The sequence below is a fragment of the Oryzobacter faecalis genome, from assembly GCF_046764005.1.
GTDB classification, from domain to species: Bacteria; Actinomycetota; Actinomycetes; order Actinomycetales; family Dermatophilaceae; genus Oryzobacter; species Oryzobacter faecalis.
The window spans coordinates 92986-117029 of record NZ_JBKOFW010000008.1; the positions used below are offsets into that span (position 1 = coordinate 92986).

The window sequence follows — 24044 nt, forward strand, 5'->3', positions numbered from 1 at the left end:
AGTTCTTCACGAGGTCGCGGATCGCGATCATGCCCTTGCCCTCGATGTTCGACGGGCGCGACTCGAGGCGGAGCACGTGGTCCTGGTGGAGCTGGAGCTCGGCCGCGTCCTCGATGGTGACGATGCGCTCGTCCTCGGGGATGAAGGAGGAGATGACGTTGAGCGTCGTCGTCTTCCCGGAGCCGGTGCCGCCGCTGATGATGATGTTGCGGCGGCCGATGACGCAGGCCTTGAGGAAGTCGCGGACCGGGACCGAGATGGTGCCGAACGCGATGAGGTCGGCGTCGGTGTAGGGGTCGGCGGAGAACTTCCGGATCGTCAGCATCGCGCCGTCGAGCGCGATGGGGGCGATGACGGCGTTGACGCGGGAGCCGTCGGGCAGGCGCGCGTCGACGAGCGGGCTCGCCTCGTCGATGCGGCGCCCGACCCGGCCGACGATCTTGTCGATGACGCGGCGCAGGTGTGCCTCGCTGCTGAAGTGCGCGTCGACCGGGTAGATCTTGCCCGAGCGCTCGACGTAGATGGAGTCGGCGCCGTTGACCATGATCTCGGTGATCTCCGGGTCGCGCAGCAGCGGCTCGAGCGGGCCGTGCCCGAGGATCTCGTCGGACACCTCCTGCGCGATGCGGGTGCGGTCGGCGTGCGAGAGCGGGGTCTGCTCGGCGTCGATGGTCTCCTGCAGCGACTGGCGCACCTGGGCCGCGAGGTCGGCCTCGGGCAGGTGCGGGTCGTAGAGGCGCGGCCCGAGGCTGTCGATGAGGGCCTGGTGCACGCGGCCCTTGACGTCGCTGAACGGGTCGTGGACCCGGCGGCGGGCCGTGGCCGAGCTGTGCTGGGGACCTGCCGCGGCGGCGGGCTCCGAGCTGCGGCGTGCGTTGTCCAGACGGTCGGCAAGGCTCATCTGCGCCCCCTGAAGAGACTCTTGCGCCCGGTGGTCTCGGCCCCGTTGAGGGTCTCGCCGAAGCGCTGGCGGATGTGGATGTCAGTGAGCTCACGGATCGCCGCGCTCACCGGCCCCTTGGGGTCGTCGGCGACGATCGGGACCCCCCGGTTGACCGAGGCGGGCACGGTCATCGAGTTCGGGATGTTGACGGCGATCGGGGTCTTGATCGCCGTGACGACGTCGTCGGGCCGCAGCCCGACCTTGGTGTCGGCGCGGTTGAGCACGATGATCCGCGCGTCCTTCGGGCTCCCGAGCATGTCGAGGGTGTCGAGGGCGACGCGCAGGTTCTTCACCGCGGGGATGTCGAGGGTGGCGATGAGCACGAGCGCACTGCTGATGTCGCAGGCGGCGAGCACGTGCTCGGTGAACGAGGGCGGGGTGTCGACGATGACGTACTCGTAGTGCTGCCGGGCGACCTTGAGGATCTCGGTCACGACGTTCACCGGGATGCGGTCGGCGTCCCCGGGGTCGTTCGGCGCGCACATGACGTCGAGCCCGCTCGCCTCGTGGGTCGTGACGAGGGAGCGCAGGCCCTGGTCGTCGAGGTGCCCGCTCATCGCCACGGCGTCGAACACCGACTTGGTCGGGATCAGCTGGAGGCTGATCGCGACGTCGCCGAAGCTGAGGTCGAGGTCGAGCAGGAGGGTCTTGTGGCCGACCGACGCGAGGTAGGTCGCGACGTTCGTCGACAGGGTCGTCTTGCCGACCCCGCCCTTGGCGGAGAAGACCGTGACGATGTGGCCCTCGGGTCCGCCGCTCCCGCCGGCCGCGTGGCCGAGCAGCCGCGAGGTGAGGTCGCGGCTGCGGCGCAGGGCGTCGGCGAGCGCGGTCGTGTCCTCGGCCGTGACGACCTCGCGCATGCCGCTGCGCAGGGCCTGGCTGAGGGTCGTGACGTCGACGCGGTGGCGGAGCAGGATGACGCCGAGCTCGGGGCGGTCGAGGCGCGCCGCCTCGGCCAGCTCGCAGGCCGGATCGAGCGCGACGTCGGGACCGATGACGACCTGCTGCACCCCGACGTTGTCGTGGAGCACCCGGGCGACCATGGCGGCCGACTCGAGGGCCTGCGTGTCCGTCCCGAGCGCGTACCGGTACTTCTCGAGCGCGTCGGGATCGGTGTCCCAGAGGATGTTCACTGGATGTCCCGAGCGATGAGGATGTCGTTGGTGGAGAGCTTCGGGTCGACCTTCACCTCGGCTCCCCGAAGACCCGCGTAGAGCACGTACTGGTTGATGCCGTGGACGAGCCGGGTGGCCTGCTCGGGGGTGACGGCGAGGGTCACGAGGAAGCTCGGGGCCTGCTGGGCCTGCTCGGCGGCGTCGGCGGCCTCGCCCTCGACGCCGTTGTTGAGGCCCTGCTGGCCGGCCTGGAGCGCGTCGTTGCCCATGCCGATGACCTGGATGTTGTCGAGGAGCACGGAGGTGCCGCGGACGTCCTGCTCGTTGAAGACCTTGGACTCGTCGCTCGTGTCGAGCTGCTTGAGCTTGTAGCTGGCGAAGATCGTCAGCATGCTGCCCGGGGTCACGAAGTTGCCGACACGGGCGGGGTCGCTCAGCTGCACCGAGACGGCGAGCTTGCCCGGCGGGACCTGGATCGCCTTCTCACCGATCGCCGTCTCGCCGAAGGCCGCGTCGAGGACGTACTGCCCCGGCGGGATGTCGGTGAGGGCGACGAGCGGCTCCTTCTCGGGCGTCACCGTCTGGAGTGCGCCGGCGGGCACGGAGCGGGCCGCGGTCTGGGTGCGCGTGAGCAGCTGGAGCCGCAGGGCCTCCTTGAGGGAGGTGCCGGCGGGCACGACCCCGTTGGACACGTAGACCGTGGCCGGGCTCGCGGCCGCGACCGCGCGGTTGTCCGCGCCGCGGGCGTAGAGGAGCACGAGGACCGCGCCGACGAGGGCGATGGCCGCCGCCGTGACGATGGCAAGGATGCGCTTACCCATGAGAAAGCCTTCGGTGTGAGTGTCGGAAACCGTTGGGACTGAAGCTGGTTCGGGTTACCCGAGGGGGACGACTGCGTAGGACCCGAGGTTGGGTCCGCCGGGGATGATGGTGGGAGCGGAGGAGAGTGCACCCTTGACGAACCACCCGGACAGGCAGCGCTGCGCGCCGGTGCACGGCACGATGCCCCTGGCGCGGGCCGCCCGCTCCGTCGAGGGGCCACCACCGATCTTGTAGCCGCTGAGGTAGAACTTCGCCCAGCCGACGATGTGGTAGTAGGAGATGGCGCCGGAGCCGCCGGCTCCCGTGCAGTCCTTGCCGGCGATACCACCGGTCGGCGTGCCCGTCGTGCTCTTGACGATGCAGTCGAAGACCGGGATGTCGACGACGGGACCGCTGGCCCACAGGTTCGCGAGCTTGGTCTGGCAGTCACCGGTCGCCGAGCTGCCGGTGTCGATGTTCGACCACATGTCGACGCCGTTGACGGTCGACACCGTGGCCTCGCATGACCCGGTCGGGTCCAGGTAGCCGAAGCCACCGGCGGTGTCCTTGCCGTTGTAGCTGCACGGGGGCTTCGACGGGTCGTGCAGGGTGAACATCTGCTCGCGCCCGGCGGTGTTCGGATCGGTGAAGCCACCCGGCATCGGCGGCTGGCCGGCGCCGCCGTAGCCGGGCCAGGCGCCCGACGGCGGGTCGACGACCCACGACGTCCCGCCGGCGGTCATCGTCTGCCACTCGCAGACCGAGATCGTGATCGGCGTCGTCGCCGTGCCGCTGCCGGGCTGGCCCCAGGCGGCGCGGGCGCAGGCGTGGACGGTGGTCGACTGCTCGTTGCCGTTGGCGCCCGAGAAGAAGTTGCGCATCGCGCCGGCCCCGCCGGAACGCGTTGTCGTGTGGACCTCGACGTAGGGCAGCGTCGTCGCCGACGCGTAGGCCGGCGGGAGCGGGGGGCAGTCCTCGAGGGCGTACGAGCTGGCGGGGCAGGTCGGGAGCGAGCCGGCGTTGCGGCCGCACTGCAGGGCGATCGTGTGCTCGCCGTCGCGGGCGTTGTTGTTCGTGAGCGTCTGGAGGGTGCCGGCCGGTCCCTCGCCGCCGGCGACGCACACCCCGCGCGCGCAGCTGAGGGCGAGGGAGTTGGCGGCGGCGTCCGCGGCGTTCTGGAGCTGGCGGCGCTCGACCATGAGGCGACCGACGTCGACCGAGATCGCGAGGAGGCCGAGGACGACCCCCATGCTCAGCAGGGTGACGACGATCGTGGCGACGGCGCCACGCTCCTTGCGCTGGGTCATCATCCGTAGCACCTCATGCTCGCGGTGGAGGTCGGCTGGGGCGCGGTGGCCGTGGCACCGAACCACTTCGCCATGTTGCCGAGGACCAGCCAGTCGAAGTTGGTCGTCGTGACCGTGGCGGCCCCCGCGGACGTCACCGTGGGCGCCGCGGGGCAGGCGACGTACGAGATCGCCAACGGTCCGCCGTAGAACTCCGAGGCGGAGTTGACGGCGGGGCTGGCGGCGTTGACCCGCGCCGTCGCGTTGAGGTCGGTGTAGCCGAGCGCCTTCATCCGAGCGCCCTCGCGGGCCGCGTTGGTGACCATCGTCTGGACGAAGAAGAGGCGCCCCAGGTCGATCATCCCGCCGATGATGAGGAGCAACAGGGGGAGGACGATCGCCATCTCGACCGCGACCGCGCCGCGCTCGCGGAGGGTGCGCGGACCAGCAGCACGGGAGCGTGCGGAACCGGACATGTCACCCCTCCTCTGCGTGGCGGTCATGCGGGTCGAATGGTGACACACGCCTGCGGCGCGCGTCTGTAGCCCGATCGGGCGGTGGAACGGCAGGTCAGAGCGAGGCCGCGGCCTCGTCGAAGATGGCGTCGAGTGCCGGGCCGAGCAGGTACACGCCGCCGAAGATCGCCAGGGCGATGAGGGCGACCATGAGGCCGTACTCGACGGCGGTCGCACCCGTCTCACCGGTGACCACGGACCGGAGTCGGCGGAGGTAGCGAAGGGTCATGGCGGGTCTCCTTGTCGGTGCCGCGGTCGTGAAACGGACCGGCGCCGGCCGCCCGGAGCGGCCGGCGCCGGTTGGTCCCCGGGGATCAGAGGCTCGCGGCCACCTGGTCGAACAGGAGGTCGAGGTTGGTGCCCACGAGGGCGACGGCGGCGATGATGACGATCGCGATGAGGGCGACCATGAGGCCGTACTCGACGGCGGTCGCACCCTTCTCGGAGCGGAGGGCCTGGAGCTTGGCGAGTGCCTTGGTCATGACGGGTGTTTCCTTCCCCTGCGCAGGTCCGACCTGCGGTGGTGGTGGGTGGCGGGCGCTCGACTGTCCGACGCCCTGGTGGTCGTCCGGCCCCGGCTCTGTCCGGAGCCGGACGACCATCCGATCCGGGTGGATCAGAGGCTGGCGGCGACCTCGTCGAAGAGGAGGTCGAGGTTGGTGCCCACGAGGGCGACGGCGGCGATGATGACGATCGCGATGAGGGCGACCATGAGGCCGTACTCGACGGCGGTCGCACCCTTCTCGGAGCGGAGGGACTGGAGCTTGACGAGAGCCTTGGTCATGGCTGGTGTTTCCTTTCGAGGGGCATGCGGTAGGTGCAGGAACATCCTCCTGAGGGGCCAGCACATCCACCATCACCCGTGCATCCCCGACTCGCCGGACATTGGGGCCATCCATGGGGGGCCGAACGGCCGATGGCCAGCGGGTCGCTGCGTGGCCCCCGGGACCGGCACCTACGGTGGGTCGCGCACGATGGAAGGCGAGCGAGGGGACGGCCATGAGGGACGACGGCGCACGGCCCGCCACGTCCGCTGCCCCGATCCCCCGGCGCCGTCCGACGCGGGCCACCTGGCTGGCCGCCGTGGCGGCGGGCCTCGTCACCGCCCTCCTCCTGCGGGTGCGCACGACCCCGGACGTCGACCTCTGGCTCCACCTGCGCACCGGTGAGCTGCTGCGTGCGGGCGAGCGATTCGGTGCCCTTCCCGACCCCATGGCCGCGCTGGCCGACCGGACCTACGTCCCCACCCAGTGGCTCGCCCAGGTCGCGATGTCGCTCGTCCACGACGCGTCCGGCACGACCGGCATCGAGGCCGCCCGCCTCCTCCTCGTCCTCGCCCTCGGTGCCGCCGTCCTCCTGGCGAGCCGAGCGGTCGCCGGCCCCGGGGCGTCGCTGCTCGCCACCGCCCTGACGATGCTCGGTGCGGCCGCCGCGTGGGGCGAGCGCCCCCAGCTCGCGGGCGTCGTCCTCCTCGCCCTCGTCGTGGCGGCCTGGTGGTGGGCCTCGGAGCGCGGACGCGTGCCGTGGGTCGTCGTCCCCCTGACCTGGCTGTGGGCCACGGTCCACGGCTCGTGGCTCGTCGGCATCGGCGCCGGCGTCGTCGTCCTCGTCGGCGGTGCCCTCGACCGCCGCTGGACCGGGCGGCGCCTGGTCCTGGTCGCGGCCGTGCCGGTGCTGTCCGTGGCCGCAGCAGCGGCGACCCCGCTCGGGACCGCCGCCGTCCTCGAGCCGTTCCGGATCTCCTCGGTCGCCGGGCTCACCGCCAACGAGTGGCAGCGGCCCACCCCGGGCAACCCGCTGCTCCTCGTCGTCCTCGTGGCGTGCGTGCTCGCCCTCCTCGGCGTCGTCCGCTCCCGCCGGCGGCGCTGGACCCGGGTGCTGTCCGTGGCCGCTGCCCTCGTCCTCGCGCTCGCGATGGTGCGGACCATCGCGACGGCCGCGGTGGTCCTCGCGCCCGCCCTCGCCCACGGACTCGACGACCTCGGCGGACGGCTGGCCCGTGCGGGTCGTGACGACCCGAGCGGGGCCACGCCCTCGGCCCGCGGGGCCCGGGTGCCCGGCGAGTGGATGGGGTGGGCGCTCGCGGCGGGCGTCCTGCTCGCCGTCGGCGGCTGGCACGTCGCGACGACGCCCTTCGGCCCGCCCGTCTCCGAGCGGGTGTCCGCCGCCGTGGCCGTCCTGCCCCCGGACGCCGTGCTCGCCGTCGACGGCAAGGCCGTCGGCTGGGTCGAGTGGGCGCACCCCGACCGGCGCCCGCTGCGCGACCTCCGGGCCGAGGTCTACTCGGTGCCCGTCGCCACCGACTACGAGCGCTTCCAGGAGGCCGAGGCGGGCTGGTCCGGCCTCGCCGACCGGTACGGCGTCACCGCCGTGCTGGCCGACCGCGACCGACCGCTCGACGCCGCCCTCGCGGGCGAGCCTGCGTGGCGCGTCGCGGCCGAGGACCCAGACTTCCGGTTGTGGGTGAGGCCGTGAGGGACCCGCACGGCTGGCGCCGTGGCCCGGACACCGTGGGTGCCGGCACGTCCGCGGCCCTCGCGCTCGCGGTCGGCTTCCTGTCCCTGCGGTTCTGGGAGTGGCGGCCGGGGGTGCCGGTGTCCGTGGTCGGCGACGCCCCGCTCGTCCTCACCCAGGTCGACGAGATCGTGCGGCACGGCTGGTTCTGGAGCAACGCGCAGGTGGGCTTCCCGCTCGGCCAGAACGCCTCGTTCTTCCCCGAGCTCGACGTCGTGCACGTCATCGGGGTGAAGCTCCTCGGCCTGCTCGGGGCCGGGCCGGCCACGGCGTCGGCGCTCTACTTCCTCCTCGGGTGGCCCCTCGTCGCGGTGACCACGTACCTCCTCGCCCGCAGCGAGCGCCTCCGGGCGCCCGCGGCCGTCGTCGTGGCTGTCCTCTTCGCCGCGGCGCCCTACCACGCCGAGCGGTTCGAGCACCTGTGGCTGGCGTCGTACTGGACGCTGCCCCTGGCCATCTGGGTCGTCCTCGCCGTCCTCCGTGGGACCGGTCCGTTCGACCCCGGCGTGGGTGGGTCTCGCCCTCGACGAGTCCTGCAGGTGGTCGCGCTCGTCCTCGTCGGCATGAGCGGGGCCTACTACGCGGGGTTCACCGTCATCCTGCTCGTGGCCGCCCTCGTGCTGCGGGCCGGCTCAGGCCGATCGCGCGGCTGGTGGCGAGGCGGGCTCGTGTCCGCTGCCGTCGTCGGCGCCGTGGCCGCGGTCCCGCTGTTCGCCGCCAGGGTCGGGATGTCCGGAACCGTCCTCACCGGACCACGTCCGGCGACGCGCAGCCCGCTGGAGTCCGAGCGCTACGCGGGCCGCGTCATCGACCTCGTCCTGCCCTGGGAGGGACACCGGATCGACGCCCTCGCGTCGCTGACCGCCACCTACCAGGCTGCCGGGAAGCCGGTGCCGGAGACATTGGCGCTCGGCGCCGTGGGGCTGGTCGGGGCCGTGGCCCTGCTGGTCGTGGGACTGCAGGCGCTCGCGACGCGTCGGGTGCCGGTGTCACGGCTCGCCGTGTGGTCGGCTCTGGCCGTCGTCGCCGGGCTGTTCTACACCGCGGGTGGGCTCGGCAGTGTCGTCGCCCTCTTCGCCACCCCGCAGCTGCGCACGTGGTCCCGGTTCTCCCTGGTCATCCTCCTGCTCGGCCTCCTCGCGGTCGGCCACTGGCTCGACCGTCGCCGTGCGCGGCTCCTCGCATCCGCGCTGGCCTGCGGTGTGCTCGTCGTCGGGGTGCTCGACCAGACCAACCCCCGTCGGGCGCCCGACTACGTCGCGAACGCCGCACGGATGGACGACCTGCGGACCTACACCGAGGACCTGACCCGGGCCACCGGCGGGGAGTGCGGCGTCCTCCAGCTGCCCGTGATGCGCTTCCCCGAGGGGGTGCTGCCGACCGGGTACGACATCAACGCCCAGCTGCTTCCCCACCTCGTCACCCGCTCGCTGTCCTTCAGCCATGGCGGGATGAGCGGCACGCGGGCCGGCGACTGGCCCCTCGGGCTCGAGCTGTCCGACCCGACCGCGCTCGTCACCGGGCTCCGGGCCGCCGGGTTCTGCGCGGTCGAGGTCGACACGGCGGGTGTCGCCCTCGACGAGCCCGCCGTCGCCCGGCTGACCGGGAGGCTGGGCGAGCCCGTGGCCCGGACGCCCGACAGCCAGCGGTTCCTTGCGTGGGCGCTGCCCGAGGCAACCGGGAGCGAGGCCGACCGCGAGCGGCTCCTGTCCCCCGTCCTCGTCGGGTTGGCCTCGGGAGCCCTGGTCGTCGACGACGACACCGTGTCGCAGGAGGGCGGTCCACGGTCGGGCCTCACCACGGCGAACCTCTCGGACCGACCCGTCACGGGCATCGCGGTCAGCGTCTCCGTGACCTCTCTCGGGTCGCCGAGCCGCGAGGTCGTCGTCCGCGACGGCACCCGCGAGCTCGCCCGGGTGACCGCCGTCGCCGGCCGCGCGACGCCGATGGCCCTCACCCTCACGGCGCCGGTCGGGTACCAGCGGCTGACCATCGAGGTCGAGGGCGACCCGGTGCGCAACGCCGCCGACCGCAGCGTCTCCGTCCGCTTCACCGACCTCACCGTCACCGCGCCCGGGACCACCCGGGTCGTCAGCCTCCACGACCAGGCGCGCACGGGCGCCATCCACCCCTGACCCGAGGACGAGCCATGTACCAGGACCTGCGCGTCGCCGCCGTCGTGCCCGCCTACAAGGAGCAGGCGCACATCGCCGACGTCATCGCCTCGATGCCCGACCTCGTCGACCTCGTCGTCGTCGTCGACGACTGCAGCCCCGACGACACCGCCGCCCGGGCCCGTGAGGCCGCCGACGCGCGGACCCACGTCATCTCCCTCGCCGAGAACCAGGGGGTCGGCGGTGCGATCCTCGCCGGGCACCGGCTCGCCCTCGACCTCGGCGCCGACGTCATGGTCGTCATGGCCGGCGACGGCCAGATGGACCCAGACTACCTGCCGGCGCTGCTCGAGCCGATCGCCGCCGGACGGGCGCAGTTCACCAAGGCCAACCGGTTCTACGGGCGCGGGTCCTTCGCGGGCATGCCGAAGCTGCGGGTGTTCGGCAACATCGTCCTGTCCTTCCTCACGAAGGCGTCGAGCGGCTACTGGAACCTCTTCGACCCCCAGAACGGGTACACCGCCATCCACCGCGACGCGCTCGTGCGGATCCCGTGGGACCAGATCGCGCGGCGCTACGACTTCGAGAACGACCTCCTCATCAACCTCAACATCCTCCGGGTCCCGGCGGTCGACGTGCCGGTGCCCGCGAGGTACGGCACCGAGGTGTCGGGGATGAACCTCGCCACCGTCGGCCCGCGCATCGCGATGCGGCTCGTGCGCGGGTTCTGGACGCGGATGTGGTGGAAGTACGTCCTGCAGTCGTTCTCCGCCGTGGCCCTGCTCTTCTTCAGCGGGCTCGCCCTCGTCGGGTTCGGCCTGCTCGTCGGCACCTGGATCCTCTTCGAGACGCTGGGCCCCCCGATCGCCTCCCCGGGCACCGTGATCCTCTGTGTCGCACCGCTGCTCAGCGGGGTGCACATGCTCCTGTTCGCGATGCTGCTCGACATCCAGGAGTCCGCGCCGCGCGCGTGAGCGGGTCGCGGCGCCTGCTGCCCGCTCACGACGGCGGCAGGGACACCCTCACCACACGCGCCGCCGGTGCGCACGAGTACCGTTGCCGCGCTTCGGCTTCCGAGGCCGTGGTGAGGATGACGGGAGCCGCGGCCGCCCCGAGCAGTACGCACTCGGCCTCGACCGACTGGCGCGCCTGCGGCATCCGCTCGCGGGTCTCCCCGACGCGGTAGGCGTCGAGCAGGCTGCGCGTCACCGAGTCGCTCGTGGGGGTCGCCTGGAGCCACACGACGGTGGCGTCCGGGGCCCCCGGGGTGCGCAGGGCGGCGAGGACCCGGGCCGCGTCGACGGTGGCCCAGGTGCCCACGAGCGACCCCCACGGCAGGACGAGGGCCCAGAGGACGAAGAGGGCGGCCGCGACCCCGCCGACGACGCGGACGACCGGTCGGACGGCCGGGGCCTGCGTCAGGAGCCCGTGTCCGGCGAGGGCTCCCGCCACGACGACCCACAGCAGCCCGAGGACCGCGCTCTGCCAGAGGAGCTTGCTCGGGTAGTACTCGAGCAGCCCGACCCCGAGGACGGCCGAGAGCGCCAGCGCCGTCGCGGCAGGGAGGGCGGTCGCGACGGCGGCGCAGGCGATGACGGCGTCGCGTGCCACGGCCGCGACGGCGACCGACAGGACCACCGCGAGGACGACGAGCGGGAGCGGCACCGGGCTGTCGGGGCCCGCCTCGGCGGCGTGGTCGAGGCCCACGGCACGGACGACGGCCAGGACGCCGGGCAGCGCCACCGGCACCCCGAGGGCGAGCACCGCGACGAGGACCTTTCGGGGTGCGCCCTCCCTCACCGCGAGCGCCCGCCAGCCGCACCACAGGGCCGCGAGGGCGACGGAGGGCAGGAGCAGCTGCCACGCGTGCGCGGTGACGACGACCCCGGCACCGGTCACGACGAGCGAGGTCGGGCTGCCCGCCCGGAGGACGACCTCGCGAAGGCTCGTCGCGACGACGACGGCGGCGAGCAGCGAGTTCTCGTACCCGAGGGCCTGGTAGTTGGCGAGGACGAAGGTGAGGAGGCAGCCGGCGCCGACGAGGAGCCCGCCGAGGACGCTCCCGCGGGCACCGGTTCCGAGCCGGTCGAGCACGGAGTGGGCCAGGTGCGCCATCGCCAGGGCGAGCAGGACCGACAGGAGCAGGCTCGCGAGCGCCATGAGCCGCACGAGGCGCACGAGGGCGTCCGGGTCGAGACCGGCTCCGGTGACGGCCCAGCCGGCGGCGAGGAGGGCGTGCCAGCCGTGCGGGTAGCTCTCGACGGAGTACGACAGCGCGCCCTGGGCCCACGTGTCGGCGACGTAGACGAGGTGGCGCGTGTGGTCGCCGTTGAGGAACCACGCGATGCCTCGCGGGACTCCGAGGACGGCCCCCACCGCCGTGACGGCTCCGACCCCGAGCGCCGGGAGGGCGAGGACGACCGCGCTCGTCCTCGGCGTCCCTCCGGCAGCGGCCCGCGGTCGGGTGAGGACGACGAGCACCGCCGCCGCCACGACCGCGACGAGCAGCAGCCCACCGGCCGCGCCCGGAGACCGCAGCGGCGACAGGCCGACCCATCCGGCCACGGTCGACACGAGGATGACGAGGGCGAGCGTCACGACCGCGACGGGTGCGACGTCGCCCCCTGCCGGTGGCCGTGCGCCGGGGGCGCGGCGGTCGGCGGCGAGCCCCGGCCGGGTCTGCTCGCGGGCCGTCACGGCCGGACGACCTCGAGGTCCGGGATGCAGGCGAACCGTGCGCGGAGCTCGGCCTCCGGTGCGCCGGAGATGACCGTGGGCCGGGCCGTCGCCCGCAGGAGGGAGCACTGCTCCTCGGCCGTCGTGGCCGCGAGTCCGAGCCGTGGCGTCGTGGCCGTGGCCGTGTAGAAGTCGAGGAGGAGCTGGGCCGTCGCGTCGTCGACGGGGCCCACGGCCTGCCAGACGACGGCGGCGCGGGGTGCGTCCGGCGACGTCACCAGCCCCAGGACGACGGCGGGGCGGGCACCACCCCACGTGCCGCGGAGCACGCCCAGGGTGGGCGTCGCCGCGGACACGGCCACGGCCAGCGCGGTGGCGGTGCCGACGAGGACGTACCCGACCCGGCGCGCGACCGAGGGGCCGTCGAGGGCCGCGAGGGCGAGCGCGACGACGACACCGAGCGCCGGCAGCCCGAGTGCCACCGCCACCCACAGCGTCTTGTTCGGGTAGTACGACTCGAGGCCCACCCCGGCGAGGGCGGCGAGCCCGATGCTCGTGAAGGCGGTCGCTGCGACCGCGGCCGCGGCGGTGGTGGCCGGCCCACGGTCGCGCCGTCGCAGCACCACCACGAAGGCCGCGACCACGGCGACGGACCAGCCGAGGACCGGCGGGGGGACGTCCCCGGCCTCCGCGGCGGCGCCGACCCCGAACCCGGACACGGCGGCCACGACGCCTGGCAGCGAACCCACGGCACCGACGGCGACGGCCGCGGCGTCGCCGAGGAGGTCACGACGAGGGCCGGCCCACGGCCGGCGCCGCCACAGGACGAGCGCGACGATGACGCCCGCCGGCACGAGCAGCACCTGCCACGAGTGCGCGGTGACGAAGGTGGCCGCGACCGCGACGACGAGGGCGGCGCGTGACTCCGGGGCCCGCGCCGCCACCTGGACCGCCCCCGCGAGGACGAGCAGCACGAGGAGGGTGGTGTCGAACCCGCGGGGCACGTAGTCGCCGTAGAACGCCGGCCCGAGGACCAGGCCGCCGGCCACGAGCCCGGCGACCCCCACGAGCGCCCCGTGCACGCCTGCCGCACGGGCGAGCGTGGCCGCGACGGCCGCGAGGGAGAGGGCCACGAGGACGAGGAGGACCCACGTGGCCGCGGCCTGCACCTCGACGAGGTCACGCAGGCCGGACCCGTCGCGCCCGGCGCCGGTCGACCCCCACATCGCGGCGATGACCGCGTGCCAGCCGTGGGGGTAGGACAGCCGCTCGTACTCGAGGTTCCCGGCGAGGACGGTCCGGGTCGTGAGCCCCACGTGGCGGAGGTGGTCACCGGAGAGGAACCACGACAGCCGCGCGTCACCGCCGGCGACGACGACGCCGAGGAGCGCGGTCAACAAGGCCGCCGGGGCCGCCACCAGGGCCGTCTCGAGTCGGGGCCCGGCCCCACGCAGCCCGGGCTCCCGCAGCCGGGTCTCGCGGCCCGCCCACCACGCCGCGGCCGTCGCCAGGACCGCGCCGAGGGCCATCACGGCATGGGCCGCGACCCCGTCGAGGACGTCGGCGCCGACGAGGCCGGCCACGAGCGGGCCGGCCGTGGTCGCAGCCACGAGGAGCACGGAGGCGGCCGGCAGCAGGGTCGGGAGCGCCCGCATCCCACCGCCCAGCGCGACCGCGGTCGCGACGAGACCGGCGAGCAGCCACGCGAGGGGCAGCCCGGCGGCCGCGGCGGCGAGCGAGAGGACCGTCGCGACGACGAGGACGAGGAGCCCGTGGCGCGACCCGCCGTCCGCCGGCGAGGTCCCCGCGGACTGCTCCTCGGCCACGGCCCAGCCTGCGGTCATGCCGACACTGTAGGCAGGCGACCGGGCCACGTCCGGGAGATCGGTACCGTCCCGGCCGGACGGCCCCCGATCCACCGATGGGCCTGCGGCGACGGCCTCCCCCGGGCACAATGCGAGCACCACGGCAGACGACGGAAGGGGCCGGGATGGCCGACGTGGCGCCGCGGGACGAGCGCGTCCTCGTCGTCGTGCCCGCGCTCGACGAGGAGGCCACCGTGGCCGGCGTCGTGTCGAGCGTCCTCGCCGTCCTCCCCCGGGCCGTCGTGCTCGTCGTCGACGACCACTCGGGGGACGCCACCGGCTCGAGGGCCGCGGCGGCCGGGGCCGTCGTCGCCCGGACACCGTTCACCATGGGCGTCGGTGGGGCGATGCGGACCGGCTACTCCTACGCCGTCCGCCACGGCTTCCCGGTCGTCGTCCAGGTCGACGGCGACGGCCAGCACGACCCGCGCCACCTCCCCGAGCTCGTCGCCGCGCTGGCGGACGACGACATCGTCATCGGTGCGCGCTTCGCGGGCGACGACCCCTACGCCGTCGGGGCCGCACGGCGCTTCGCGATGGCCGCCCTGGCCCGTGCTCTGTCCCGCATCCTGCACACCCACCTCACCGACGTCACCTCCGGGTACCGGGCCCTGGGCCCCCGTGCCGTGCGGGTGTTCGCCGAGAACTACCCGGCCGAGTACCTCGGCGACACCGTCGAGGCCCTCGTCATCGCCCGGCGGTGCGGCCTCTCGGTCACGCAGATCCCGGTGCGGATGACGGCGCGCGAGCACGGCCGGCCGAGCCAGGGGGTCGTCGGGTCGGTCGTCTACCTCGGGCGCGCGCTGGCCGCCATCGGGCTGGGACTCGTGCGACGGTGGCCCTGCCCGACGACCGAGGAGCCCGCGACGTGACCGACGACAACTACGTCCTGGGGCTCCTCGGCGGCCTCGTCGTCCTCGGGCTCTCCCTCGAGCTGGTCCGCCGGCGGCACGTCCGGGGCCGCCTGGCGCTCGGCTGGATGGTCGTGGGGATCGGGGCCGTCGTCCTCGCGGTCTACCCGGCCGGGCTCTACTGGCTCGCCGACGTCCTCGGCGTCCGGGTCCCGCTCAACCTCGTGCTCTTCGTCGGGGTCCTCTTCCTGCTCGTCATCACGATGCAGCTCGCCAACGAGGTCGGCCGCCTCGAGGCCAAGACCCGCCGCCTCGCCGAGGAGATCGCGATCCTCACCGCGGGGCCCGGGGCGCCCAAGGACTCCGGGACCCCACCCGACTGACGCGGTCGGCGCGGTCGGCCCCGAGGTCCGCCGGTCCGCGACCCTGCCACGGCATCATTTCGTCATGCCCCTGTCGCGCGAGACGTCCCTGCGGATCCGGAACCTCCTCGACGACGGGCTGCCACCCGTCGTGCGCGACAGCCGGCTCCTCATGACCCCGCTGCTGCGCTTCGCCCTCGGCCGTCAGTACCGCGAGTTCCTCGACTTCAAGGCGCGCGGCTTCGAGATGACGCCGGAGGAGTTCTCCGAGTTCTACCGCCGGATCTCGGGGTCGGAGGTGCACGGCGACACCGACCTCAACGACGCCTGCGCCGACGCCATCCTCCAGGTCGTGGCCGGCCGACGCGTCCTCGAGGTCGGGGCAGGGCGCGGGTGGCTGGCCGAGCGGATGGTCGCCGCGGGGGCGACGGTGACGGCGTCGGACATCGTGCTGTCGGACGCCCTCCTCCGCGTTTCCGGGGTCGAGACGCAGGCGGCGCCGGCCGAGCGGCTGCCGTGGCCGGACGGCTCCTTCGAGGTCGTCGTCACCACGCACACCCTCGAGCACGTGCAGGACATCCAGGCCGCCCTCGCCGAGCTCCGGCGGGTGGCGAGCGAGGACGTCGTCGTCGTCGTGCCCAAGGAGCGCCCGTACCGCTACAGCTTCAACCCGCACCTGCACTTCTTCCCCTACCCGTGGTCGTGGCAGGCCGTGGCCGGCGTCCGTCCTGGTGCGACGCTCCAGGACCTCGGGGACTGGTTCTACGTCGAGCCGGTCACCGCTGCCGGAACGTCACCTGCTGGTGGCTCACGAAGCTGAAGACGAAGATGACGCCGAGGACGACCACCTGCGCGAGCAGGGGGTGCAGGCCCGCCACCTCGACGAGGATCGGGACCCCCACGAGGCTCATGGCCGCCCCGACCCCCCACACGCCGAGGAACGTCACGAGCTGACGTCCGACGGGGCCGGTCGAGTGGAACACGCGCCGCCGGTAGACGGGGAAGCTGACCGCCAGGACGACGGCCTGGGCGGCGACGATCGCCACGAGGTAGTGCAGGCCTGCGGCCAGCCCGCCGGCGATGAGGCCGAGGTAGAGGACCTGCGCGAGGACGCCGCTGAGGGCGTATCGCACGAGGACGGGGAGGGTGGCGCGGAGCCCGCCGGGTGCCGGGGCGGGGCCGTTCGACGCCCCGCCGCGTGAACGGGATGCGTTGTCGGACAACGGTCCTCCCGTCTGGTCGCCACGCAGGAGCGTCCTCGGCCGAGGACTCCCGGTCGCCACGGTAGAGCACCGGGCCCGACCCCGCGGCGGGGGCGCGCGCTTCCCGCCCCGGGCTGACCGGTGGGCCGGTACCTTGAGGCCGCACGGACGCGGGCTCACGGAGGAGGTCGAGAGGTGGGACGGCTGCGCGCAGGTCTGTTCGGCCTCGGCGAGATGGGCCAGCACCACGCCCGCGTGCTCGCCGCCCTCGACGGGGTCGACCTCGTCGCCGTCGGTGACCCGGCGGGTGACGTCCACGACGCCGCCGGCGGGCTGCCGGTGGTGCACGACCTCGAGGCCCTCCTCGCGCACGGGCTCGACTACTGCGTCGTCGTCCGGCCGGCGACCGAGCACGAGGACCTCGCCCTCGCCCTCGCGGAGGCCGGCGTCCACGCCATGGTCGAGAAGCCGCTCGCCCTCGACTCGCGCACGGCCGGCCTTCTCGCCAGGGCGTTCTCGTCGCGTGGGCTCATCGGAGCCGTCGGGTACCTCGAGCGGTACAACCCCGCGCTGCGGGAGGCTCGCCGACGCCTCGCGGACGGCGGGCTCGGCGACCTCTACCAGGTCGCGACGCGGCGGCAGGGCCCCTTCCCCACCGAGGTCACCGACGTCGGCGTCGTCAACGACCTCGGCTCGCACGACCTCGACCTCACCGCCTGGGTCACGCGGCAGCCCTTCGTGTCGGTGTCGGCCCGCACGGCCCATCGCTCGGGACGGGTCCACGAGGACCTGGTCGCCGTCGTCGGGCAGCTCGCCGACGGGACGATCACGAGCCACCTCGTCAACTGGCTCTCCCCGTTCAAGGAACGCGTCACGGTCGTGACCGGCACCCGCGGTGCGTACGTGGCCGACACCCTCACCGCCGACCTGACGTTCTTCGCCAACGGACGGGTCCGACAGCCCCGAGAGCTCGTCGCCGACTTCCACGGCGTCACCGAGGGCGACGTCGTCCGGTACGCGATGGCCAAGCCGGAGCCCCTGCGCGTCGAGCACGAGCAGTTCCGGGATGCCGTCCTCGGCCTCGACGCCGACGTCGTCACGATGACGGAGGCGACCGCCAACGTCCGCGTCACCGAGGCCGTCCTCGAGTCGGCGACGACGGGTCGGACGGTCAGGCTCGACGAGGTCGCCGGCTGACCCCTCGGGGTGGTCCGCGCGTGCTCAGCCGGCTGCGGCGGCGTTCGCCGCGCGGCGGCGGAAGGTCAGGCGGGTGTGCCCGAGGAAGCTCCACGTGAGGACGACTCCGAGCACGAGCACCTGCGCGAGAAGGGGGTCCAGGCCGGCGGTCTCGACGAGCAGCGGGACCCCGACGACGCTCATGACCGTGCCGGTCCACCACACGCCGGCGAAGGCGAGCAGCTGGCGGCGCCACGGGCCGTCGCTGGCGAACACCACCCCGCGGTAGAGGGGGAACGCGAAGACCATCGCCACGACCTGGGCGACGGCGAGGGCGGCCATGTAGTGCAGCGGCGCCTGGAGCAGGGCCCCCAGGGCGCCCAGGTAGACGACCTGCGTCCCGGACCCCCCGACGAGGTAGCGGACGACGAGCGGCAGGGCGGCCCATCGCTCGCGGAGTCCGGCGATGGCGGGGCGCGGGGGGACCACTGCGGTCAGCTCGAGCTGCGTCATCGGTCCTCCTCCCTCGTCGCGAGCCCCACCGTACGGAGCCGGGGCCCGTCGCGGACAGGCCCACGGTCCGGTCCTGACCGTTCGGCCGACCCCCACCTGACCGTCAGGTGGAGGCCGGCCGTGGGCACGTCCCCCGGGGCCCCTAGAGGCCCAGGTACCCGGACAGCTGCTGCTGCACCGAGGCCGACACCGCACCCGTGCCGCCGAGGACGACGATCCGCTTCGGCTTGAGGCGGGCCAGCTCCTGCTTGATGACCGTGGGCAGCGAGTCCGCCTGGGTCAGCAGCACCGGACCACCGGACTTCCCCGCGATCGGCGCCCCGGACAGCGCGTCCGGGAAGTTGAGCCCGTTGGCGACGTAGACGACGGGGACTCCCGCCGCGTACGACTTCGCGGAGAACACCGCCGACGAGGAGAACCGGTCGCTTCCGGCCCACCGCTCGACCGCGCCCGTCGTGTAGCCGTCCAGCTGGGTCGCCACGCTCGACGAGACCGCGCCGATGCCACCGAGGACGACGATCCTCTGCGGCTTGAGGCGAGCCAGCTCCGTCTTGATGACGGTGGGCAGCGAACCCGCCTGGGTGAGCAGCACCGGACCACCGGTCTTGCCCGCGATCGGCGCTCCCGACAGCGCATCGGGGAAGTTGAGCCCGTTGGCGACGTACGCCACCGGGACACCGGTCGCGTACGACTTCGACGAGAAGACCGCGGAGGACGAGAACCGGTCACTGCCGGCCCACCGCTCGACGGCCCCGGTCGTGTACGCGTCGAGCTGGCTCGCGACTCCGGCGGACACCGCCCCGGTCCCGCCGAGGACGACGATCCTGAGCGGCTTCAGGCGCGAGAGCTCCGTCTTGATGACGGTGGGCAGGGCGTCCGCCTGGGTCAGCAGCACCGGCCCACCGGTCTTGCCCGCGATGGGAGCCCCGGACAACGCATCCGGGAAGTTCATGCCGTTCGCCACGTAGGCCACGGCCACGCCCGGTGCGTACGACTTCGACGAGAACACCGCGGACGACGAGAACCGGTCGGACCCGGCCCACCGCTCCGCCAGCTTCGAGCCCGGGGTGGCCGCCGCCGACGGGGGCGAGGGCGGCGAGGTGCCGATGGCGTTGGTGGCCGTGACGGTGAAGGTGTACGCCGTGCCGTTGGTCAGGCCGGTGACGACCACCGAGGTGGCACCGGTGGTCGTGGCGGTCCGACCGCCGGGCTCGGCCTTGACGGTGTACTTCGTGATGGGCGACCCGCCGTTGGCCGGCGCGGTCCACGACACGGTGGCCTGGGAGTCACCGGGCGCCACGGTCGGGGCGGCCGGCGCCGCCGGGGCTCCGAGCGGCTTGACCCCGTTCGACGCGGCCGACGACACCGACTCGCCCTGGGCGTTGATCGCCACGACGGTGAACGTGTACGTCGTGCCGTTCGTGAGGCCGGTGACGGTCGCGGTGGTCTGGCCCGACGTCGTCGCGGTGATGCCGCCCGGCGAGGACGTCACGCGGTAGCCGGTGATCGTCGAACCACCGGTGTTGACCGGGGCCGTCCACGACACGACAGCCTGCGCCGCGCCCGCCGTCGCCGTCACCGCGGTCGGCGGGCCGGGAGGCGTGAGGATGGAGAAGGTGCGCGTGGCCGACGTGGCGAGGGCGAGCCCGGCGGCATCCAGCGCCGTGACGCGCCACTGGTACTGGCCGGCGGCCCACCGGGCCGCGAGGACGGGCGCCCAGGCGGTCATGTCGGTCGTGGCCGTCGCGAGGGTCGTCGTGAAGCTGTCCTTGCTGACGTCCACCCGGAAGCGGCTGACGCCCGCGACGGCGCCCCACTCGAAGAGCACGGCGTTGTCGGCGACGGTCGCGCCGGCGGCGGGCTTGACGAGCGCCGGCGGCGTACCGGCGACCGTGAACAGCCGCAGGCCGGTGTTGGTGTCGGTCGTCCACGCGCCGGGACGGGCGTTCGTGTCGACGCGACGCGCACGCCAGCCGTAGTCGCCCGCGGGCAGCGAGGTGTTGGCGATCGCGGCCGTCTGCCGGGTCGTCATGAGGACGACGCGGTTCGCCGGGTTGAGCGCCTGGGCGGGGTTCGAGTACACCTCGACCTCGTAGGTCCGCGCGTACGGCATGGGCAGCCAGGAGAGAGCGGGTGCCCTGTCGACGGCGCTGCCGCTCGACGGCGTCACGAGGGTCGGCGGCGTCGACGTCTTCGTGAACGCGAAGTCGCTGCACGCCGGCTGGGGCGCTCGCGGACTCGTGCCCGGCACGCAGCTCCAGGTCAGCGGGTTGCCGCTCGCGTCGAACGCACGGACCCGCCAGAAGAGCGGGCCGTCCGGGTAGGTGGTCAGCTGCGGCGTGTACGTCGTCTGGTCGATCCCGGTCTTGGTGTCGATGACCTGGGTGAACTCCGCCGTCGTCGACACCTCGACGGTGTAGGACGACGCCTCCTGGGTCACCGTCTCGGGCACCTGGGACCCGATGGGGGTCTGCCCGTCGAGGGGGAAGTTCGTGGCCAGGTAGTCCTTCCACGTGAACGTCACCTCGTCGGTCACCACCGGGGGCGTCGCGCCGGACTTCTTCGGCGAGAGCGCCTCGACCGGCAGCGACTCCTTGCGGAACGCCCCCGCCAGCGGGAACACCGAGGTGTCGAAGGGTCCGCAGACGGCACCGCCGCAGGGCCGGACGTACCAGTAGTAGGACTCACCCGCTTGGCTGTCGGCCAGCGAGTCGAGGTAGTTCAGCTCGCTGACGGCGGTCCGGTCGACCCGCTCGATGTTCGTGAAGTTGGGGTCCTTCGCGAGGTACACGAGGTAGCTGCCCGCGTTGGCGATGGGCAGCCAGTCGAGGCGCGGCGTGTCGTGCAGCGTGCAGACGACACCCGCCTGGCACTTCGGGGTCTGGAGCTGGGCGGTCGGCCACGAGCTGATCGTGAACGACCCCACCGGAGAGGTCTCCAGGAGGTTGTTCGAGGCGTCGTAGGCGTTGACGTAGAACGTGTACGAGCCCGGGAGCAGCAGGTCCGGCCACGTCGTGTTCTCCCCCGTGTACGAGAAGCCCGATCGGTTCGTGCCGATGTTGGCAGCCGTGTACGAGCCTGCCCCCGCGACCGAGACGAAGATCGTGTACTTCGTCGCGGAGGTCCGCGGCGTCCAGGTCATCAGCGGCGGGTGCACGCCGTCGAGAGGGGTGGTCGTCACGGTGCCCATCGAGCCGGCCGAGGACGGGGGTGTCACCGTGAAGGTCCACCAGTCGGCGATGGCCGGCAGCCGGCTCAGCTCGGTGTCGTCCTCCATCGACTGCACCGTCCAGCGCATCTGGCCGGTGCACAGCAGGGAGAGCGCCTCGGGCACGTAGGTGGTGTTGTAGGTGATCGCCGTGACGGCGGAGCAGCCGGCCACGGGTGTCACGGGGGCGATCGAGACCTTGTACTTCGCGATGTTGTCGACCGGGGTCCACTTCAGGACCGGCACGCTCACGGTGGACCCGTCAGCCGGTGCCACCGGCACCACTCGCGTCGGGTCGTAGAGGAAGGAGCGCGTCGTGCTGTAGACGCCGTTGACCGTCCCGTCGAGGGCCCGGACCCGCCAGTACATGACCTGGCCCGGGTCGAGCTTCACCGGGTTGCAGCCGCTGCCGTCGCCCTCGACGTGGGCGTACGGGGAGAAGATCGTGTGGTTCGTGTAGCAGGTGTCGAACGTGAGCGGCGAGAAGTTGACGTCCGTGCCGATGTCCACCTGGTAGGTCGCCGCCTCGCGCTGGGGCTGCCAGGTGAGGACCGGCTCGGTCAGGGTGTAGTCGGCGTCCGCTGGGCTGGTCAGCACCACCTGGTTGAAGGCGTTCGAGGACTCGGTGCCGCGGGGACGCGACGATGCCAGGCCGGCCGGCCAGGCGCGGGTGAACACCCAGGGCGTCGACCACGCGCCCGGCTCCGGCGAGGAGGCCGTGCTCATCCCCCGCACGCGCCAGTAGTACGAGCCGGCGGGCAGGGTCGGGTTCGGGGAGTAGCGCGTGGAGTTGACGGCCAGGGTGCCGCCGATGGGGTTGTTGAAGAACTCGTCGGGGCTGATCTGGAGCTGGTACGAGCTGGCGCCGGCGAGGGGCTTCCAGTCGAGGACGACCTCCTCGACCGTGGGGCTCGTCGTGTTCGCCGGCGAGCGGTCGGCCGGCGCGCTGGAGATCGGCGTCGGCCAGACCACGCGGTACGACCGTGCGTCGGAGTACTGCGTCGGGACCCCCTGCGTCGACTTCGCCCGAACCCGCCAGTAGGCGGTGGTCCCGAACGGCGGCATGACCGGGGTGTAGCTCGTGTTCGTCGTCGACACCGCTCCGGCGGCCCCGACGAAACCGGGGTCGTCGTCGATCTGGACCTCGTAGGTCCTGGCGCCGGCGAGCGGCGCCCACGACAGCACGAGGGCGTCGTTCGGGTACTGCAGCTCCTGACCGTCGGCCGGGGTCTGGGGAACGGGCTGGTTCGCCGTCACCTTCGTGAAGGTGCTCGTGGCATACGTCCCGGTGGCGCCGGTGCCGTCGATGCCGGCCACCCGCCACCAGTACTCGCCGACCGCGAGGTCGGCGACGGGCGTCGCGTAGGTGTTCGCCGTCGTCGCCGAGAACTTCACGGCACCGGAGGCGAAGTCGTCCTGCGTGGCGACCTGCACGACGTAGCGCAGCGCTCCGCTCACGGCCGACCACCCGAGGACCGGGTTCGTCGCGGAGTCGGCGCCCGCCGTCGGGAGGGTGATGACCGGCGCGGGCGGCGCCGCCGTCGCAGGGGTCGCCGCGAGGCCGGTGCTCACCCCCAGCACGGCCACGGTCGCCATCACCAGAGTCACGGCCCTGCGTCGCATCAGATCTGTCCCCGCTCGTCGAGAAGGCTCGCCCCTCGCCGCGTCGGCGGCGGCAGGGCGGCACACGTCCGCGGCAGTCAAACAGGGCCGGTGACCTGCGGAAAGACCTCGCTGGCAAGTCCGACCGTTCGGCGCGCGGCGTCGACCGTTCGGACGAGGCCGGAACCTGGAGCGCGGGACACGCGGCGAGGCGCCGCCGGACCGGGTCCGGCGGCGCCTCGCGTGGGCGTCCTGGGGGCGAGCCCTCAGACGGTATGACGTGACCGCCTCGGCATGAGGGGGTTGCGGGCCGGGGCCTCGCTCACACATGTTCGTGGGTTGCCGGACAAGAAGCCCCTTGCCCGGCCTATCCGACAGTTGTGGGAGGCCCCGGTGTTCCATGAGCGTACGAGTGTCGGGCTGGACGTGCACGCACGATCGGTGCTGGCGTCGGCCATCGACGGAGTGACCGGTGAGGTGGTCACCGAGCGGCTGGTGCCGGACCCGGCTGTGGTGACGGCGTGGGTGCAGCGGCTGCCCGCGCCTGCGGCTGTGGCCTACGAGGCGGGCCCGACCGGGTTCGACCTCTACCGAACGTTGACCGCGGCCGGGATCGACTGCGTCGTCGCCGCCCCCTCGAAGCTGATCCGCCCGCCCGGGGACCGGGTCAAGACCGACGCCAAGGACGCCCTGCTGCTTGCGCGCCTGCTGCGTCTGGGTGAGATCACCGAGGTCGCCGTGCCAACGGTGGCACAGGAGTCCGCCCGTGACCTGGTCCGTGCCCGCGAAGACGCACGAGCCGAGCTGATGCGCGCCCGGCACCGCGTCGGCAAGCTGCTCCTGCGCCACGGCCACGTCTACTACGGCGGGAAGGCCTGGTCCCGCGCGCATGACACCTGGCTACGACAGATCCGGTTCGAGCAGGTCGGTACCCACATCGCGTTCGACACCGCCTACGAGAGCGTTCACACCGCCCTAGTCCGCCGCGACCGGCTCGACGCGGCGATCGCCGCGATGGCCGCCGACAGCGAGTACACCGCCATCACCCGCCGGTTGACGTGCCTGCGAGGGATCTCCACCCTGACCGGGTTCGCCCTCGCCGTCGAGGTCGGCGATTGGCACCGGCTGACCGGGGCCAGCATCGGCTCCTACCTCGGGCTGGTCCCCACCGAACACTCCAGCGGCGACAAACGCGCCCAAGGCGGGATCACCAAGACCGGCAACTGAACCGCCCCGGGTTTGGTGGAGGGTCCTGACCTCTTCAGGGAGGCTGGAGTCATGCCCGCACCGAGGAAGTACAG

The 24044-nt window shown here is 73.2% G+C and carries 20 protein-coding genes and 1 pseudogene; 8 read left to right on the forward strand and 13 right to left on the reverse strand.

Translation table 11 applies throughout. From position 1 onward, the window contains the following. The 8 genes from ACK8HX_RS14630 to ACK8HX_RS14665 form a co-directional block, all read right to left on the reverse strand. Nucleotides 1-901 (reverse strand): CpaF family protein (locus ACK8HX_RS14630; RefSeq protein WP_411941458.1); only part of this gene is annotated, 901 nt, incomplete at its 3' end. Then, nucleotides 898-2076, reverse strand: a complete 1179-nt coding sequence (locus ACK8HX_RS14635) for an AAA family ATPase (protein WP_411941459.1) — start codon at nt 2074-2076, stop codon at nt 898-900. The genes ACK8HX_RS14635 and ACK8HX_RS14630, both read right to left, overlap by 4 nt. Continuing rightward, nucleotides 2073-2879 carry a Flp pilus assembly protein CpaB gene (cpaB, locus tag ACK8HX_RS14640; RefSeq protein ID WP_411941460.1) on the reverse strand — a complete coding sequence of 269 codons (807 nt, stop codon included), beginning with the start codon at nt 2877-2879 and terminating at the stop codon, nt 2073-2075. The genes ACK8HX_RS14635 and cpaB overlap by 4 nt, the downstream gene beginning before the upstream one ends. Before the next feature lie 54 nt (nt 2880-2933). Next, nucleotides 2934-4169, reverse strand: coding sequence for a pilus assembly protein TadG-related protein (locus ACK8HX_RS14645; RefSeq protein ID WP_411941461.1), 1236 nt, complete (start codon nt 4167-4169; stop codon nt 2934-2936). Then, nucleotides 4166-4621 carry a TadE/TadG family type IV pilus assembly protein gene (locus tag ACK8HX_RS14650; RefSeq protein ID WP_411941462.1) on the reverse strand — a complete coding sequence of 152 codons (456 nt, stop codon included), beginning with the start codon at nt 4619-4621 and terminating at the stop codon, nt 4166-4168. The genes ACK8HX_RS14645 and ACK8HX_RS14650 overlap by 4 nt, the downstream gene beginning before the upstream one ends. Nucleotides 4622-4715: 94 nt before the next feature. Beyond that, the gene (locus ACK8HX_RS14655; RefSeq protein ID WP_411941463.1) at nt 4716-4889 is read right to left on the reverse strand and encodes a Flp family type IVb pilin; all 174 of its coding nucleotides are present in this window, start codon (nt 4887-4889) and stop codon (nt 4716-4718) included. Nucleotides 4890-4974: 85 nt separating this feature from the next. Continuing rightward, nucleotides 4975-5142, reverse strand: coding sequence for a Flp family type IVb pilin (locus ACK8HX_RS14660; RefSeq protein WP_411941464.1), 168 nt, complete (start codon nt 5140-5142; stop codon nt 4975-4977). Nucleotides 5143-5276: 134 nt separating this feature from the next. Continuing rightward, a complete protein-coding gene (locus ACK8HX_RS14665; protein WP_411941465.1) occupies nt 5277-5444 on the reverse strand; it encodes a Flp family type IVb pilin in 168 nt (55 codons plus the stop codon). Nucleotides 5445-5659: 215 nt separating this feature from the next. Here ACK8HX_RS14665 and ACK8HX_RS14670 point away from each other — a divergent pair, with 215 nt between their 5' ends. From ACK8HX_RS14670 to ACK8HX_RS14680, 3 genes are read left to right on the forward strand one after another with little or no spacing between them, the layout of a single operon-like run. Then, on the forward strand, nt 5660-7135 hold the full coding sequence (locus ACK8HX_RS14670) for a hypothetical protein (protein WP_411941466.1): 1476 nt from the start codon (nt 5660-5662) through the stop codon (nt 7133-7135). Next, nucleotides 7132-9309, forward strand: coding sequence for a hypothetical protein (locus ACK8HX_RS14675; RefSeq protein ID WP_411941467.1), 2178 nt, complete (start codon nt 7132-7134; stop codon nt 9307-9309). Before ACK8HX_RS14670 ends, ACK8HX_RS14675 begins: the two co-directional genes overlap by 4 nt. Nucleotides 9310-9323: 14 nt before the next feature. Further along, complete coding sequence (locus ACK8HX_RS14680; RefSeq protein WP_411941468.1) at nt 9324-10262, forward strand: glycosyltransferase family 2 protein; 939 nt, start codon at nt 9324-9326, stop codon at nt 10260-10262. Between the two features lie 25 nt (nt 10263-10287). Here ACK8HX_RS14680 and ACK8HX_RS14685 read toward each other — a convergent pair whose 3' ends face one another. Together ACK8HX_RS14685 and ACK8HX_RS14690 are read right to left on the reverse strand one after the other, a co-directional pair. Then, the gene (locus ACK8HX_RS14685; protein WP_411941469.1) at nt 10288-11985 is read right to left on the reverse strand and encodes a hypothetical protein; all 1698 of its coding nucleotides are present in this window, start codon (nt 11983-11985) and stop codon (nt 10288-10290) included. Further along, nucleotides 11982-13808, reverse strand: coding sequence for a hypothetical protein (locus ACK8HX_RS14690; RefSeq protein WP_411941470.1), 1827 nt, complete (start codon nt 13806-13808; stop codon nt 11982-11984). The genes ACK8HX_RS14685 and ACK8HX_RS14690 overlap by 4 nt, the downstream gene beginning before the upstream one ends. A gap of 146 nt (nt 13809-13954) precedes the next feature. Between ACK8HX_RS14690 and ACK8HX_RS14695 the strand changes: the two genes are divergently transcribed. The 3 genes from ACK8HX_RS14695 (at nt 13955) to ACK8HX_RS14705 (ending at nt 15862) form a co-directional block, all read left to right on the forward strand. Next, complete coding sequence (locus tag ACK8HX_RS14695) at nt 13955-14701, forward strand: glycosyltransferase family 2 protein (RefSeq protein WP_411941471.1); 747 nt, start codon at nt 13955-13957, stop codon at nt 14699-14701. Beyond that, complete coding sequence (locus tag ACK8HX_RS14700) at nt 14698-15063, forward strand: DUF2304 domain-containing protein (protein WP_411941472.1); 366 nt, start codon at nt 14698-14700, stop codon at nt 15061-15063. The genes ACK8HX_RS14695 and ACK8HX_RS14700 overlap by 4 nt, the downstream gene beginning before the upstream one ends. Before the next feature lie 64 nt (nt 15064-15127). Next, the gene (locus ACK8HX_RS14705) at nt 15128-15862 is read left to right on the forward strand and encodes a class I SAM-dependent methyltransferase (protein ID WP_411941473.1); all 735 of its coding nucleotides are present in this window, start codon (nt 15128-15130) and stop codon (nt 15860-15862) included. Here the strand turns inward: ACK8HX_RS14705 and ACK8HX_RS14710 are convergent. After that, on the reverse strand, nt 15819-16175 hold the full coding sequence (locus ACK8HX_RS14710; protein WP_411941474.1) for a GtrA family protein: 357 nt from the start codon (nt 16173-16175) through the stop codon (nt 15819-15821). The genes ACK8HX_RS14705 and ACK8HX_RS14710 overlap by 44 nt on opposite strands. A gap of 264 nt (nt 16176-16439) precedes the next feature. Here ACK8HX_RS14710 and ACK8HX_RS14715 point away from each other — a divergent pair, with 264 nt between their 5' ends. After that, a complete protein-coding gene (locus ACK8HX_RS14715; protein ID WP_411941475.1) occupies nt 16440-17441 on the forward strand; it encodes a Gfo/Idh/MocA family protein in 1002 nt (333 codons plus the stop codon). Between the two features lie 24 nt (nt 17442-17465). On the opposite strand, the gene ACK8HX_RS14720 is transcribed toward ACK8HX_RS14715, so the two are convergent. Together ACK8HX_RS14720 and ACK8HX_RS14725 are read right to left on the reverse strand one after the other, a co-directional pair. Beyond that, nucleotides 17466-17933, reverse strand: coding sequence for a GtrA family protein (locus tag ACK8HX_RS14720; RefSeq protein WP_411941476.1), 468 nt, complete (start codon nt 17931-17933; stop codon nt 17466-17468). Nucleotides 17934-18075: 142 nt separating this feature from the next. After that, nucleotides 18076-22737, reverse strand: coding sequence for a cell wall-binding repeat-containing protein (locus ACK8HX_RS14725; RefSeq protein ID WP_411941477.1), 4662 nt, complete (start codon nt 22735-22737; stop codon nt 18076-18078). A 399-nt stretch (nt 22738-23136) separates the two neighbouring features. On the opposite strand from ACK8HX_RS14725, the pseudogene ACK8HX_RS14730 reads away from it, so the two are divergent. After that, nucleotides 23137-23967 (forward strand): annotated as a pseudogene (locus ACK8HX_RS14730) (IS110 family RNA-guided transposase); the annotation flags it as partial. Between the last annotated feature and the right edge of the window lie 77 nt (nt 23968-24044).